This is a genomic window from Ohtaekwangia kribbensis, assembly GCF_042676245.1.
Lineage (GTDB): Bacteria > Bacteroidota > Bacteroidia > Cytophagales > Cyclobacteriaceae > Ohtaekwangia > Ohtaekwangia kribbensis.
Genome location: NZ_JBHTKA010000004.1, coordinates 397,377 through 412,836 on the forward strand (window position 1 = coordinate 397,377; position 15,460 = coordinate 412,836).

The window sequence follows — 15,460 nt, forward strand, 5'->3', positions numbered from 1 at the left end:
CGCTTTGATGATTTCCTCCAACATGTCTCTTGCGTGTGTAGGTGTTTACGTGTTTATGTGTCTTGGTGGTATATATCAAAGTTTTGTGCCATAGGCCAGGTCTCCGGCATCGCCCAGACCGGGCACTATATAAAATTGATCGTTCAGATTTTCATCGATCGCACAGGTCCAGAGCGAATATGGCGTGTTCATGTGTTGTGTTAAAAATCGTATACCTTCCGGTGCAGCCACTAACGATACTATATGTATGTGGCCGGGTGTTCCCCTTTTCGTCAGTTGCTTCACCGAATCCATAATGGACTGTCCGGTAGCAAGCATCGGGTCGATCAGAATAACATCGCGTCCTTCCAGGTACGGTGTTGAAACGTAGTCAAGTTTTATACTTACCTCATGCAGGCTTTCTCTCCGATACGCACCTACAAATCCGGCTTCTGCCTGATCGAAGAAATTAAGGAAGCCTTGAAAATATGGGAAGCCCGCCCGCAGTATGGTTATCAGCACCGGCTGTTGCTTCACTATATTGACACGAGATTTACCCAATGGTGTTTCAACGATGCGTGTTGTGTATTGAAATTTCTTGGAAACTTCATACGCCATAATTTCTCCTAACCGCTCCATATTCTTGCGAAAGCGCATTCGGTCTTGCTGAAGAGTCTTATCTCTTAATTCCAGAATGAACTGATTGGCTACCGAGTTTTGCTCGCTGAGGTTAAAAACCATAGATGTCACTTTTTTCTAATCAAAATTTAGGATAAAGTTGCAGAAGAACTATTAAACAATACGAATTAAATATAGTCGGGAAGTTTAGAAGTCCGAATGTCCGGAAGTAAAAAAGACAACGTTCATTTTTAACTCCGGCATTTTACTTTCAGACTTTACTAACTTTCGGACTTCTAAACTTTCGGACTTTTACATGAAACTCCTCCAGCAACTCTGCGAAATACATGCACCTTCCGGCAAGGAGACCCGCATGACGGAATTTTTACTGAACTATATCAAGAAAGAAAAACGAAAATGGAAAGGGAAGCCAACCCTACATTATGGTGACGAATTTCAGGACAACATTATTCTAAAGTTCGGCAAACCACGCACGGCTATCTTTGCGCACATCGACAGTATTGGTTTCACTGTTCGATACTATAATCAACTATTACCCATTGGAAGTCCGGATGCAGAGATGGGAACGAAGCTTGTAGGTGAAGACAGTCTCGGACCGATTGAATGCGAACTTGAATTTGACAAGGAGAATCACGCATTCTATAAATTCGGCAGGCAGATTGATCGCGGCACCGAGCTTACATACAAAGTAAATTTCCGCGATACCAAAGACTATATAGAATCTGCTTACCTCGATAACCGACTGGGTGTTTACAATGCGCTGAAAGTAGCCGAGACATTAAAGGATGGTGTTATTGTGTTCAGCACATGGGAAGAACACGGTGGTGGCTCCGTTCCATACCTTGCCAAATTTATATACGAACAATGGAAGGTAAAGCAGGCACTTGTATCAGACATTACATGGGTTTCTGACGGTGTTGATCATGGTAAAGGCGTAGCCATCTCGATGCGCGACCGGAATATTCCAAGAAGGAGTTATGTTAATCGCATCATTGATATTGCTAAAAAACGCAAAGTAGAATATCAACTTGAAGTTGAAGGGATGGGTTCCAGCGATGGCCGCGAGTTACAGGTATCTCCTTATCCATTCGACTGGTGTTTTGTTGGCGCTCCTCAACACAACCCGCATACACCTGATGAGAAGGTGCATAAGCGCGACATCAAAAGCATGATTGATTTATATACCTGGTTGATGAAAGATCTTTGATCTACATTAAAACTCAAATGTATTATTCAGCAGGCGTGATGTAATTTTTCCAACGCAGGTTACAGTCTCCGTATACTTACCATCCTGATGGAAATAACCGGTAACATCTTTTGTGGCTGCATCAACAATCCAATATTCACGAACTCCGAACCGTTCGTATAAAGCTTTCTTTCTGATACGATCATGATCTTCATTACCATGGGATAGTACTTCAACGATCAGGTCAGGCACACCGTGAATATAGCGGTCAATAATAAAAAGCTTTGCCGCTGATACAAACACTATACCCGGCTGCACGGCATTGGAATGCTCATCCAGGTATACGTCAAAAGGTGCCGTATATACTTCTCCGGCTTTGTCTCTTCTGCAAACAAATCATTTTAGAAGAAAGTATAGCGATGATACGCTGATGCTCTCGAATAGGTGAAGGGGACATATAAATATTTCCGTCAATTAATTCAGCCAACGTTCCTTCCGGGAGCATCTTAGTATACTTCCATAATAGTTCTGGGAGGACGGGATAACAACTTTTTCATCTTTTGTAAAATTTAAATATAAAACATATTGGAAACGCTGTTTTGTTTCCTGAATTTATTACGCAAAAACTTCAACCACCATGGCATCAACCCGCAGAGACTTTATTAAAACAGCAGCACTTACCGGCATTGCACTATCGGCACTACCTGAATCCGTTGTATTTGCTAAAGATAAAGAGCCGAAAGTAAGACTTGGATTTATAGGCGTTGGCCTCCGCGGACAAAATCACCTTGAACTTGCTTTACGAAGAAACGATGTTGAAGTAGTCGCCTTATGCGATGTTCAGCAACGCATGATGGATATGAGCAAAGAGCTTGTAAAACAGAGCGGCAAACCAATGCCTCAGATAATTCTGGAAGGACCATTCGGCTATAAAAAATTACTCGACAATAAAGATATAGATGCCTTGGTCATTGCTACACCGTGGGAGTGGCACACGGTAATGTGTATTGATGCGATGAATGCTAAAAAATATGTAGGCTGCGAAGTAATTACCGGCTTGACGATTGAAGAATGTTGGCAACTGGTGCATACATCCGAGCGTACAGGCATGCCGTTGATGATGCTGGAAAATGTATGTTACCGCAGAGATGTAATGGCTGTACTGAACATGGTACGTCAAAATATATTCGGAGAGATTGTTCATTTACAAGGCGGCTATCAGCATGATTTGCGCGAAGTAAAATTCAACGATGGCAAACAGCCTTACGGTGGTGGTGTTGAATTTGGCGAGAAAGGATTTTCAGAAGCGACCTGGCGCACCTTGCACTCTGTAAACAGAAACGGAGATCTATACCCTACACATGGTATAGGGCCTGTAGCAATGATGATCGATATAAATCGCGGCAATCGCTTAACAGAGCTTGTCTCGTATTCAACTAAATCACGCGGTCTTCATGACTATATTAAAAAAGTAGGAGGCGAAAATCATCCCAACACAAAAGTAGAATTCAAGCTGGGCGATATTGTTACTACCATGATCAAGTGTGCGAATGGCGAAACTATATTATTGCAACACGATACTAATTTACCACGGCCTTATTCACTGGGTTTTCGCGTGCAGGGCACGAATGGTATATGGATGGACGTAAACCAGTCGATCTATATAGAAGGCAAAAGTAAAAATCCGCATCAGTGGGAGAACGCCAAAGAGTGGCTTGATAAATATGATCATCCGCTTTGGAAAAAATATGGCAACGATGCTGCCGGTGCCGGTCATGGTGGTATGGATTGGTTTGTGCTCAACGCCTTTATTGAGGCCGTGAAAAGAAAAGTAAATACGCCACAGGATGTGTATGATGCTGTAACGTGGAGCGCTATCACACCTTTATCAGAAACATCGATCCGTTTGGGAGGAGAAACGGTAGAAATACCGGACTTCACACAGGGCAAATGGATGTATCGTAAAAATGATTTTGCATTAAATGATACGTACTAAATCAAAACGAAGTATACCGAAGTATACTTGACGGTGCGCATGAAATTTCGAATGACTCAAAATTCTGAAATTCTGCTCCCGATTTTTCTTTTATCTTTGCGCTCCCTTAACCAAAGGGGTGTGTATGCAGATCAAAGATTTACAGTTCAAGCAGTTCATCAACAAATCAAAAATTCAGGAAAAAGTAAGAACGCTGGCCTCGCAGATCAATACAGATTATAAAGAAAAAACACCTGTATTTCTGCCGATACTGAATGGTTCATTTGTTTTTGCTGCCGACCTGATCAAGCATATCGAGGTGCCCTGCAAGGTATCTTTTGTAAAGGTGTCATCGTATGGCGGTGCTGTAAGTTCATCCGGCCAGTTAAAAACATTGATCGGCCTCGAAGCAAGTTTATTTAATCAGGATGTTATCCTGGTTGAAGATATTGTCGATACCGGACTTACCCTTCAGAAGATTATTGAAGAGTTGAAAGGTCTTGGCACCAAGTCGGTTGAAGTAGTGTCGTTACTGCGCAAGCAGCCGGCACGCGACAAGATGCTTACTGTAAAGTATGTAGGCTTTGAAATCGATCATGAATTTGTAGTGGGCTATGGCCTGGATTACGATGGCCTAGGCCGGAATCTGAAAGAAATTTATAAAGCTTCGCCTGCTGCAGAGGCTGCAACAGAGGCAAAAGCATAAAAAATTCGTATATCGTGAATTTAAAAATCGAAAGATCATTCCTTATCTTCGTCAGCTTTAACAAATCTAAAACCCATCTCAATCACTAATAACCGTAAGCAGAAATGATTAACATTATTCTCTTTGGCCCTCCGGGCGCAGGCAAAGGTACCCAGAGCACCAAGATCATTGAGAAGTATTCGCTCACACACATTTCCACCGGAGATCTTTTCAGAAAACATTTGAAAGAAGGAACTCCGCTCGGCCAACTGGCAAAGGGGTATATGGATAAGGGTAATCTTGTTCCGGATCAGGTAGTGATTGACATGGTAGATGACAAGATTAAAAGCAGCGGTTCCACCAGTGGAACAATCTTCGATGGTTTCCCACGCACTATTCCACAGGCAGAAGCGCTGGATAAATTATTGGCTTCGAAGCAAGCTCCTATAAAAGTTCTGATCGAGCTTGTCGTTCCGGAAGAAGAACTTAAAAAAAGATTGGCTGACCGTGCTACGAAAGAAAATCGTCCGGACGATGCAAAGCCTGAAGTAATTGAAAACAGAATTGCTGTTTATAAAGCTGAAACGGTAGCCGTTGCCCAGTACTATAAAGAGCACAACAAATATGCTTCCGTAATTGGTGTTGGCGAGATCGAAGATATCTTCAAGAACATCTGTGCTGAAATAGATAAAAGTTTACTGGTATAATTAGATAAGCAGCAAGTGTCTTCACCCAACTTCATTGATTACGTTAAATTCTGTTCACGCTCGGGGCATGGTGGCGCAGGATGTTTGCATTTTCACCGAGAGAAATTTGTACAGAAGGGCGGTCCTGATGGTGGCAATGGTGGTCGCGGTGGCCACGTAATTCTGCGTGGTGATTCGCAGCACTGGACACTGCTTCACTTGAAGTATAGGAAGCACGTCATCGCCAGCAACGGTAATCCGGGCGAAGAACAAGATCGTACCGGTGCTGATGGTAAAGATGAAATTATACAGGTGCCGCTTGGTACTGTAGCACGCGATGCCGAGACTGGCCACATACGCTGCGAGATCACGGAAGACGGACAGGAATTTATACTTACTCCCGGTGGACGTGGCGGAAAAGGTAATGCGTACTTCGCTACGCCAACACACCAGGCACCTCAATATGCGCAGCCCGGTGAAGCCGGTGTTGAAGAGTGGGTAATACTCGAACTAAAATTACTGGCCGATGTTGGTCTTGTTGGATTCCCCAATGCAGGTAAATCTACTTTGCTCTCGGTTGTTTCTGCAGCTAAACCTAAAATAGCTGACTATCCTTTTACTACGTTGACGCCCAACCTGGGCGTTGTGCCCTATCGTGATGATCGTTCCTTTGTTATGGCTGATATACCGGGAATTATTGAAGGCGCAGCAGAAGGAAGAGGATTGGGGATTCGCTTCCTCCGTCACATCGAACGAAATTCATTGTTGCTCTTTCTTGTTCCGGCAGATGCTCGTGACATTAAAACCGAGTATGACATTTTGCTGAACGAGTTGCGTAAGTATAATCCCGAGCTTCTTGATAAAAAAAGATTGCTGGCTATATCCAAGTCAGACATGCTGGATGAAGAACTCAAGACGGAAATAAGACGCGAACTCCCAACCGATCTCCCTACGCTCTTTATTTCCTCCATCACACAGCAAGGCATAACAGAATTAAAGGATCTGATCTGGAGACATCTTCATTAGTCCATTAGCTGTTTGTGAGAACGAAATAAATCCCGTGCGCTAAAATCATTTTTGGGGCCTCCCTCCGCCTCATATCTCAAAATGTCAGTTTGGCATTAAAATACCTTTGGCAAAATTGTTGACATTTGCGCTTTAATCAATTTTTAAAAGGCCGTTATCATGGGAAATCAAGCAGAAGAAAAAGATATGAATCAAAACGAAGAGATAGCTTCAGAAAACACCGCAGAAGTCGCTGACAATCTGCCTGAATCTTCAGCTGAAAACGCGAAGAATGTAAAGGAAGACCAGACCGATACTGCCAAACTTCAGGGTGAAATTGCTGAACAAAAAGATAAATACATTCGCCTGTACTCCGAGTTTGAAAATTTCAGACGCAGAACAGCGAAGGAAAAACTCGAGATGATTCAGTCAGCCAACGAGCAATTGCTGAAAGCATTGTTGCCGGTGGTGGATGATTTTGAAAGAGCAGAGAAATCATTTAAAGATAAAGACTCAAAAGAGCTGGAAGGGTTCTTCCTGATCTATAATAAATTCAAGAAAACACTCGATCAGTACGGAGTAAAAACAATGGAAGCTGGCGCAGGTTCAGAGTTTAATCCTGATCTGCACGAAGCCATCACCCAGATACCAGCTCCTGACGAAAAGCTGAAAGGCAAGATCGTAGATGTAGTAGAGAAAGGATATTTACTGAACGAAAAAGTGATTCGGTTCGCGAAGGTGGTTGTAGGCAGCTAGCCTGTAGCACCCGCGGTTATCAAACACTTTTAATATATATACCAAGACATGTCTACCAAAAGAGATTACTACGAAATACTGGGCGTAAGCAAGGGAGCCACACAAGAGGAGATTAAGAAAGCTTACCGAAAAGTAGCTATCCAATTCCACCCGGATAAAAACCCGGGCAATAAGGAAGCAGAAGAGAAATTCAAGGAAGCTGCCGAAGCCTACGAAATATTGAGTGATACCGACAAGCGCGCCAAGTACGATCGCTTTGGACATTCCATGCCCGGCAATGGTGGTGGTTACGGTGGTCACCATATGAACATGGAGGATATCTTCAGTCAGTTCGGAGATATCTTCGGAGGAGGAAGTCCTTTCGATAGTTTCTTTGGAGGTGGCGGTACATCTGGCGGAAGACGCCAGCGTAAAGGCACGAACCTGCGCATCAAATTAAAATTATCGTTAGATGAAATTGCCAACGGTGTTGAGAAGAAGATCAAAGTAAATCGCCTGGTTCGCGCAGAAGGTGTAACGTTTAAAACATGTCCTACCTGCCACGGATCAGGTCAACTTAAAAAAGTTGTTAATACCATGCTCGGTCAGATGGTATCAGCAACGACTTGCTCAAACTGCGATGGCTCAGGTCAAATCATTGATAAGCGTCCGGCAGGTGTAGATAGCTCCGGTCTTGTTTCGAAAGAAGAAATTCTCAATGTAAAAATACCAGCGGGTGTTGGCGATGGCATGCAACTCGCCATGTCAGGCAAAGGTAACGAAGCCCCGGGCGGTGTTGCCGGTGATTTACTCATTGTGATCGAAGAACAGGAAGACAAGCATCTGAAACGCGATGGCAACAACCTGATTTACGAACTCTACATCAGTATTATTGATGCTGCGTTAGGCACTTCGGTGGAAGTTCCTTCTGTTACCGGCAAGGTTAAAATCAAGATTGAACCGGGCACGCAAAGCGGAAAAATCCTTCGATTGCGTGGGAAAGGCCTTAAAGACATTAACGGCTATGAAACAGGCGATCAATTGATTTACGTAAACGTCTGGACGCCAAAAAAACTGACATCCGAAGAAAAGGCAAAATTGGAGAGTTTGCGTGAGTCAATTAATTTCCAACCTCACCCGGATGGAAGTGAAAAGGGCTTTTTTGAGCGAATGAAAGAGTATTTTAATTAAAAAATATAATCCTTTTATCAACGAACCCCGTTTTAATTAAAAGTTAAAGCGGGGTTTTTGCTTTAATTTAACGTTTAACCTTACACCATGTAACCTACGGACAGTGAGGCCGTAATTATTCAGCATGCATAAGAAGATTTGGTTAACATGTTGCGGAATTGCGCTGACGGTGGCGGTATGCGGGCAGATTAAGAAGCAATTTACTGTAGAAGACACCCAATCGTGCGAAAATATCAGGCTTAGTCTCAAAGCCAATAGTGGCAATTGCTATATCAAGCCGAGCCAGAATCCGGAAATATTAAATGTTTTCAGCAATCAGACGGAAACCGCTTACGCTCATAATTTCAGAAAAGAAGTAAAAGGCAAGACCTGCGAAGTACAACTCAACCTGGAAGAAAACCAGACGGAGAGTTTAGGTCAATCTATATCTGCTAACTTTTTTGGTGCCGCTGAAAAAACTTCCGGTGACAAACTCTGGAAGATGTACCTCACGGATATGAAGCCCTATTATCTGGAATTGAATTATGGTGTTGGTAACGCGAACGTAGACCTCTCGGGACTGGCTATTAAAAAACTCAAGATCAATTCCGGCAGCGCCAACGTGAATGTTGGTTACGCTTCATCGCTGGAGAACCAGATCGATATGGATACTTTTTTTGTTAAAGTTGATTTGGGATCTGTTAACGTTAAAAATTTAAATCTTTCGCGCACGCGCGTAGTAATGGCGGATGTAGGCTTTGGCAACATGACACTCGACTTCAGCCACAAGCCATTGGTGAAAAATAAAGTAAAAGGAAGTGTTGGTGCGGGTAATCTTATTATCATTCTTCCGAGCAAAGAAACTCCTGTATTGGTGAAGATACACGACTCATGGTTGTGCAGTGTAAAAGTGCCCGCAAGTCTCATCAAAATTAGCGATGACACGTTTGCCAATGCAGCCTATAACAAAGACTCCAAGAACGCCATGACGTTCGATCTCGATGTTTCTATGGGCAACATCATCTTCAAAGAAAGTCAGCAATAGCGTTATAATCGCACGGCAGCCTTTTGTGGCTGCTTTCAAGTTTTTAAAGTTTTTAGCTTCCGGTTCAGTAATTCTTTGGCGAGTATTGATACTAACTTATCCAGTATTAACACTCAACCTACGTGGAAGCATTAACTGCCAGCAATGTAACGAAGCGCTACACCAATCATGTAGCGCTTGATGAGGTGAGTCTTACCATTCCGCAGCAAACTATTTTCGGATTGCTGGGACCGAACGGAGCCGGTAAAACCACACTCATCCGCATCATTAATCAAATCATTACCGCCGATAGCGGAGAAATCTCAATCTTCGGAGAAAGGCTTCAGGCAAAACACATCGGCACCATTGGCTACCTGCCTGAAGAACGAGGGCTCTACAAAAAATTAAAAGTGGGCGAACAGCTCACATACCTTGCGCAGCTAAAGGGCCTCAGCAAAAAAGAGGCTGTTGACAAGAGTAAAGCCTGGATAAAAAAATTCGAGATCACAGATTGGTGGAATAAGAAGGTAGAAGATCTGAGTAAAGGTATGGCTCAGAAAATACAATTCATCAGCACCGTAATGCATGAGCCACGTCTTATCATTCTCGATGAGCCCTTCTCTGGTTTCGACCCGGTAAATGCACAACTTATCACGAAGGAGATACTCGAACTGAAAGAGCGCGGATGCACTATAATTTTCTCTACACACCGCATGGAAACCGTAGAAGATCTGTGCGACCACATTGCATTGATAAACAAATCGAAAAAGATTCTGGAGGGCTCCAAGAAGCAAGTAAAGGCCACGTATCGTACCGGCACCTTTGCTATTGAACATATAGGAGCATTTACATTGCCAGCGAAGTATGAACTGCTGGAACAAAAAAATTTAGAAGACACCTACTTCCGATCATTAATCAAGGTGAACGAAAACACAAGCCCCAATAAACTTATACGCGACCTCACCGAAGTTACCGAGGTACACAGCTTTGTTGAAAAAGTGCCTACCATGAGTGAAATATTTATAACGTTAGTTAAAGGAGGTTCCGATGAATAAGATATGGCTGATTACACAACGTGAGTTTTTGAATCGCGTTCAGAAAAAATCATTTCTCATTGCTACCATTCTCATCCCGCTCATCTTCCCAGCTATAATCGGGTTACTGGTATATATAGCCAAAGAACAGGATAAGCATGCTGAAAAAGAAATAGTGCACTATATCGATGAGTCTGCACTGTTCACCCCCGATTCCTCAAAATTTATATTCAAAAAATTCACAGGATCACTGGAAGATGCCAAGACTGCATATCGCGCCACCGATGATTTCGGATTACTATATATACCGAAACTAAATATATCAGACCCGAAAGGCATTGTACTCTACACGAAGATATCACCGAGTATGGAAGACATCTCCGGCATTGAAAATCTTTTTGAAGCACAACTGAAAGATTTAAAAATGCAGCGCATGCGAATCGATCAGAAATTACTCGATAGCCTGAAGACAAATGTGAACATCAGCACGGTAAGCTTTACCGATAGCGGACAAGAAAAATCCAACAACTCCATTATACTCTCGGGTATAGGCATGGCAGGTGGCATACTGATGTATATGTTCATCTTTATTTATGGTGCACAGATTATGCAGGGAATTATAGAAGAAAAAACAAGCAAGGTTGTAGAAGTAATTGTCTCATCAGTAAAACCTTTTCAACTGATGATGGGTAAAATTATAGGACTTGCTTCCGTAGGCTTGCTGCAATTTCTGATCTGGATTATACTGATGGGGACATTGACCTTTGTGGTAGTTGACATGATGGGCGTAGATACTCCACAACAACAGGCTATGCAACAAATTTCAGCGGAAGCTGCTGCGCAACAGGCCGCAGCAACCTCGGAAACACTAAAGGCAATAAATGAATTTACATCACTTCCGTGGATACAGATCGGCATCAGCTTCCTGTTCTATTTCCTCGGTGGATATTTATTGTACGGAGCATTATTCGCTGCGGTGGGTTCTGCGGTAGATAGTCCGGCAGAAGCACAGCAGTTCATGTTCCCGATCACCATTCCCATGCTGATATCGTACATGAGTCTCTTCATGTTTATCCTGAAAGATCCACATGGGCCTATCAGTGTTTGGTTATCCATTATACCGATTACCTCTCCCATCGCGATGATGGGACGCATTGGTTTTGGTGTTCCGTTCTGGCAACTGGCGCTATCCGTAGTTTTATTGATTGGTGGTTTTATACTTACTACGTGGGTAGCCGGAAGAATTTATCGCGTGGGTATTCTTATGCATGGCACCAAAGTAAATTATAAAGTTCTTGCCAAATGGTTTATGATGAAGAACTAGTCTTCGCATAACAATTCACGATAATAAAACCAGGTGTATAAAATACATCTGGTTTTTTATTTATTTTTCACGTCACGAAATGAGCAAGATATCATCCATCCCGGGACTTGATTTTTATCAGAGCAACACAGCCTTCAAATGGGTTGTGTTGATCGTTTCCATCCTCATCAGTGCCGGCTCTATTTACTATACTAAAATTCTGGTCGATCAGCTAAAAGGTCGTGAGCGACAGCAAGTCCAACTCTATGCAAAGGCTATCGAGTATACCGCCAATGAAGATGACACCTACGGTGATGTAAACTTCATAGCGCAGGAAATTCTATTTCAGAACAACTCGATACCGATTATACAGGCTGATGAAAAAGGACAAGTGCTGGCACACCGGAACCTCGATGTAGAAGAATCCTGGTCGCAGAAACGAAAGGATGACTTTCTGGCGAACCAGATGAACATCATGAAAGAAACGTATGAGCCCATTACGGTAACACTGCGCGACCCACAAACAAACGAGGCCTTCGGCACCCAGTATATATACTATAAAAATTCTTTTTTACTCAAGCAGCTTATTGCGTATCCCTATATACAATTGTCGGTTATAGCACTCTTCGGTTTTATATCATTCCTGGCCTTTAATTACTCAAAGATGGCCGAGCAGAATCGCGTGTGGGTTGGTTTGGCAAAAGAAACAGCTCATCAACTGGGGACACCGATATCTTCGCTCATGGCGTGGATGGAAGTGATCCGCGAAGATTCTGACATGCAGGAGAAAGGTGTTGTCGAAGAATTGGAGAAAGACATCCAGAAATTGCGCATTGTAACTGAACGTTTCTCCAGTATTGGTTCAACACCTACATTAAAAAGAGAGAACGTAGTAACGCTGATCAATAATGTAGTGAACTACCTTCGTCCGCGGGTATCATCTAAAATTCGCATGGAGGTCTTTACCTTGTCTGAAACGATCTTCGTAAATGTTCACGCACCACTCTTCGAATGGGTAATCGAGAATCTTAGCAAAAATTCGGTGGACGCCATGGGCAACACAGGCACCATCGCCATAAAGATCCTGCGGGGCAACGAGGGCAAAGTATTTATCGATGTTTCAGATACGGGCAAGGGAATTCCGCGTTCAAAAATAGATTCTGTTTTCCGGGCTGGCTTCACCACCAAAAAGCGTGGCTGGGGTCTTGGCCTTACACTTGCCAAACGAATTATTGAAACCTACCACAACGGCAAAATTTTCGTGAAATCTTCGGAAGAAAATCAGGGCACAACGTTCAGAATCATCCTGAATGCGGCTTGAAAAAAGTCATTCGCTCCACCCCACAACACACACACCGCAAAGGCCTTCATAAATAGGCTGAATAATTAATTCACAGCCCTTTGCACTTCGTTCGTAACTACCTACTTTTGCGGTCAATTTCAGAACCCTGACTTAATAAATAACTAACTAATGGCAAATATTGGAAAGATCACCCAGGTAATCGGCCCTGTTGTAGACGTAGCCTTTGATGGCGAAGGAGCAAAGTTACCAAACATCCTCGATTCTTTGGAAGTAACAAAAGCTGACGGCACCAAGGTTATCCTGGAATGCCAGCAACACCTTGGCGAGGACCGCGTTCGTACCATTTCAATGGAAGGAACGGAAGGTCTCGTAAGAGGCATGAAAGTAACCGACACAGGTTCACCTATTAAAATGCCTATCGGTGACGATATCAAAGGACGTCTTTTCAATGTTGTGGGTGAAGCCATTGACGGTATTAAACAACCTAAAGGTGACCAGTCACTTCCTATCCACCGCCCTGCTCCTCTTTTCGAAGATCTTTCAACTTCAACGGAAGTTCTTTTTACAGGTATAAAAGTTATCGATTTGATCGAACCATACGCAAAAGGTGGTAAGATCGGTTTGTTCGGTGGTGCCGGTGTAGGTAAAACCGTATTGATCCAGGAATTGATCAACAACATCGCGAAAGCATATTCTGGTCTTTCTGTGTTTGCCGGTGTTGGTGAAAGAACACGTGAAGGTAATGACCTTCTTCGCGAGATGATTGAAGCAGGTATCGTTAACTATGGTGACGAATTCCTCAAGTCACTGCATGCCGGTGGTTGGGATCTTTCTAAAGTAGACGAACAGAAACTTGCTGATTCCAAAGCAACCTTCGTATTCGGACAGATGAACGAACCTCCTGGAGCACGTGCTCGTGTGGCATTGTCTGGCCTTACCGTTGCAGAATATTTCCGTGATGGTGATGGCAAAGGAAAAGGTCGCGACATTCTCTTCTTCGTAGATAACATCTTCCGTTTCACACAGGCAGGTTCTGAAGTATCGGCTCTTTTAGGTCGTATGCCTTCAGCCGTGGGTTATCAGCCTACACTTGCTACAGAAATGGGTGCGATGCAAGAGCGTATCACTTCAACTAAAAATGGTTCGATCACATCCGTACAGGCGGTATATGTACCTGCCGATGACTTGACTGACCCTGCTCCTGCAACAACCTTCGCTCACTTGGATGCTACAACCGTATTGAGCCGTAAAATTTCCGAGCTTGGTATATATCCTGCTGTGGACCCATTGGATTCTACATCACGTATCCTCCGCCCGGAGATCGTTGGTGAAGAGCACTATAATTGTGCTCAACGCGTGAAGAACATTCTGCAGCGCTATAAAGAATTACAAGACATCATCGCCATCCTTGGTATGGACGAATTGTCTGATGAAGATAAGCAAGTAGTACACCGCGCAAGACGTGTACAACGTTTCCTTTCACAACCATTCCACGTGGCTGAAGCGTTTACAGGTCTTAAAGGTGTGCTGGTAGATATCAAAGATACTATCAAAGGCTTCAACGCCATTATGGATGGTCAATACGATCACCTGCCAGAAATGGCATTCAACCTTGTTGGTAGCATCGAACAAGCCGTTGAAAAAGGTGAGAAGATGTTGGCTGAAGCAAAAGGCTAGAGGCTAATTGAAAAATTGGAAGATTGAAAGATCGGAACATTAACGAATCCGTCTTTAAATCTTTCAATTTTATAATCTTCCAATCTTATAATCATTAGAGAACAATGCATCTTGAAATATTAACTCCGGAGAAAAAAGTATTTGAAGGCGATGTTACCATAGCCACCTTTCCGGGAGCAGATGGTTCCTTTCAGGTAATGGATCATCACGCACCACTTATCAGCTTGCTGAAAGAAGGTATCGTTGAGTATAAAGGTAAAGATGGCTCTCATCAGATAGCAGTTACCGGAGGCGTGGTAGAAGTACTGAAGAACAAAGTAATTCTGCTGGCAGATGGTATAGCTGCCTAAGCTTTTAGAACATTTAGAAAACAAAGAACCCTGAAGAGACAACTTCAGGGTTTCTTATTTTATGGTATATCTGTACGCTATAGATCTACTGACGTACCAACCATTTCACAAGAAACACAACGCCAACTACAATTGCTATTACACCTAATATCCAGAAGGCTTCGTTTATACCTCCAAACAATGTTAATGTTAACCCTACTGCGCCGAATATAATGGCCATTTTTAAATCCTGGTCCATTGTACCCGCAGCATTATTAGCGACTGTTATATCACCCGTACGCCTGGCTTTCATATAGCGTTTGAATTGCTTCTTCAATTCCGCCTTGAACTCTTTACGTTGTGATTTAGAAAGTTCTTTATATCGCTTGGCAAGCAGCGCTGCATTTTCTTTTGCCGCTGCTTCCGCTTTCTTAGTTTCAGCAAGAGTAGTCTTTGATGGTTTTGATACTTTAGCAGGCTTCGCGATGGCTTTATCTGCAGGTATATCTTCTTCTGTCAGAACTATAGGAGCGGCACTCGCCACCAGCGTTCGTTCTTCCAGTATCAGCGGATGTTCTTGTGTTTCACTTTTGGATTGGGCAGCTTTTGCATGATGATGTTTGCGCCCGCTGTTATAGTCGTAGTAATCAAAATTATAGGTATACCTTGGAGATGAGCATGCCGTGACTATTAAAATAGCCGCAGCCAGCAATAAAATATGTTTCATAAA

15 protein-coding genes and 1 pseudogene are annotated in these 15,460 nt (G+C 43.1%); 13 read left to right on the forward strand and 3 right to left on the reverse strand.

Annotation, left to right across the window (positions count from 1 at the left end):
* Positions 1-75: 75 nt before the first annotated feature.
* Positions 76-720, reverse strand: coding sequence for a uracil phosphoribosyltransferase (gene upp, locus ACFQ21_RS14890; protein WP_377580058.1), 645 nt, complete (start codon positions 718-720; stop codon positions 76-78).
* A 193-nt stretch (positions 721-913) separates the two neighbouring features.
* On the opposite strand from upp, the gene ACFQ21_RS14895 reads away from it, so the two are divergent.
* Complete coding sequence (locus ACFQ21_RS14895; RefSeq protein WP_377580059.1) at positions 914-1,825, forward strand: M20/M25/M40 family metallo-hydrolase; 912 nt, start codon at positions 914-916, stop codon at positions 1,823-1,825.
* A gap of 6 nt (positions 1,826-1,831) precedes the next feature.
* On the opposite strand, the pseudogene ACFQ21_RS14900 reads toward ACFQ21_RS14895, so the two are convergent.
* A pseudogene (locus ACFQ21_RS14900) lies at positions 1,832-2,182 on the reverse strand (Uma2 family endonuclease); the annotation flags it as partial.
* Between the two features lie 259 nt (positions 2,183-2,441).
* Between ACFQ21_RS14900 and ACFQ21_RS14905 the strand changes: the two are divergent.
* The 12 genes from ACFQ21_RS14905 to atpC all read left to right on the forward strand — a co-directional run bounded on the left by ACFQ21_RS14905 (position 2,442) and on the right by atpC (position 14,751).
* Positions 2,442-3,800: a Gfo/Idh/MocA family protein gene (locus ACFQ21_RS14905; RefSeq protein WP_377580060.1), complete on the forward strand. Its 1,359-nt coding sequence runs from the start codon at positions 2,442-2,444 to the stop codon at positions 3,798-3,800.
* A gap of 124 nt (positions 3,801-3,924) precedes the next feature.
* A complete protein-coding gene (gene hpt, locus ACFQ21_RS14910; protein WP_377580061.1) occupies positions 3,925-4,485 on the forward strand; it encodes a hypoxanthine phosphoribosyltransferase in 561 nt (186 codons plus the stop codon).
* Between the two features lie 104 nt (positions 4,486-4,589).
* Complete coding sequence (locus ACFQ21_RS14915) at positions 4,590-5,171, forward strand: adenylate kinase (protein WP_377580062.1); 582 nt, start codon at positions 4,590-4,592, stop codon at positions 5,169-5,171.
* Between the two features lie 15 nt (positions 5,172-5,186).
* Positions 5,187-6,176 carry a GTPase ObgE gene (obgE, locus tag ACFQ21_RS14920; protein ID WP_377580063.1) on the forward strand — a complete coding sequence of 330 codons (990 nt, stop codon included), beginning with the start codon at positions 5,187-5,189 and terminating at the stop codon, positions 6,174-6,176.
* Between the two features lie 159 nt (positions 6,177-6,335).
* Positions 6,336-6,911, forward strand: a complete 576-nt coding sequence (locus ACFQ21_RS14925; RefSeq protein WP_377580064.1) for a nucleotide exchange factor GrpE — start codon at positions 6,336-6,338, stop codon at positions 6,909-6,911.
* 48 nt (positions 6,912-6,959) lie between these two features.
* Positions 6,960-8,081 carry a molecular chaperone DnaJ gene (dnaJ, locus tag ACFQ21_RS14930; RefSeq protein ID WP_377580065.1) on the forward strand — a complete coding sequence of 374 codons (1,122 nt, stop codon included), beginning with the start codon at positions 6,960-6,962 and terminating at the stop codon, positions 8,079-8,081.
* 124 nt (positions 8,082-8,205) lie between these two features.
* Positions 8,206-9,105 (forward strand): hypothetical protein, encoded by a 900-nt coding sequence (locus ACFQ21_RS14935; protein ID WP_377580066.1) that lies wholly within the window; start codon positions 8,206-8,208, stop codon positions 9,103-9,105.
* 122 nt (positions 9,106-9,227) lie between these two features.
* Complete coding sequence (locus ACFQ21_RS14940; RefSeq protein ID WP_377580067.1) at positions 9,228-10,139, forward strand: ABC transporter ATP-binding protein; 912 nt, start codon at positions 9,228-9,230, stop codon at positions 10,137-10,139.
* Positions 10,132-11,442 carry an ABC transporter permease gene (locus ACFQ21_RS14945; protein WP_377580068.1) on the forward strand — a complete coding sequence of 437 codons (1,311 nt, stop codon included), beginning with the start codon at positions 10,132-10,134 and terminating at the stop codon, positions 11,440-11,442. Before ACFQ21_RS14940 ends, ACFQ21_RS14945 begins: the two co-directional genes overlap by 8 nt.
* Before the next feature lie 79 nt (positions 11,443-11,521).
* Entirely contained in the window at positions 11,522-12,742 is a 1,221-nt protein-coding gene (locus ACFQ21_RS14950) for a sensor histidine kinase (protein WP_377580069.1), read from the forward strand.
* Between the two features lie 150 nt (positions 12,743-12,892).
* Positions 12,893-14,401 carry a F0F1 ATP synthase subunit beta gene (gene atpD, locus ACFQ21_RS14955; RefSeq protein ID WP_377580070.1) on the forward strand — a complete coding sequence of 503 codons (1,509 nt, stop codon included), beginning with the start codon at positions 12,893-12,895 and terminating at the stop codon, positions 14,399-14,401.
* A gap of 104 nt (positions 14,402-14,505) precedes the next feature.
* Complete coding sequence (gene atpC / locus ACFQ21_RS14960; RefSeq protein ID WP_377580071.1) at positions 14,506-14,751, forward strand: ATP synthase F1 subunit epsilon; 246 nt, start codon at positions 14,506-14,508, stop codon at positions 14,749-14,751.
* Positions 14,752-14,836: 85 nt separating this feature from the next.
* On the opposite strand, the gene ACFQ21_RS14965 is transcribed toward atpC, so the two are convergent.
* Complete coding sequence (locus ACFQ21_RS14965) at positions 14,837-15,457, reverse strand: hypothetical protein (RefSeq protein WP_377580072.1); 621 nt, start codon at positions 15,455-15,457, stop codon at positions 14,837-14,839.
* Between the last annotated feature and the right edge of the window lie 3 nt (positions 15,458-15,460).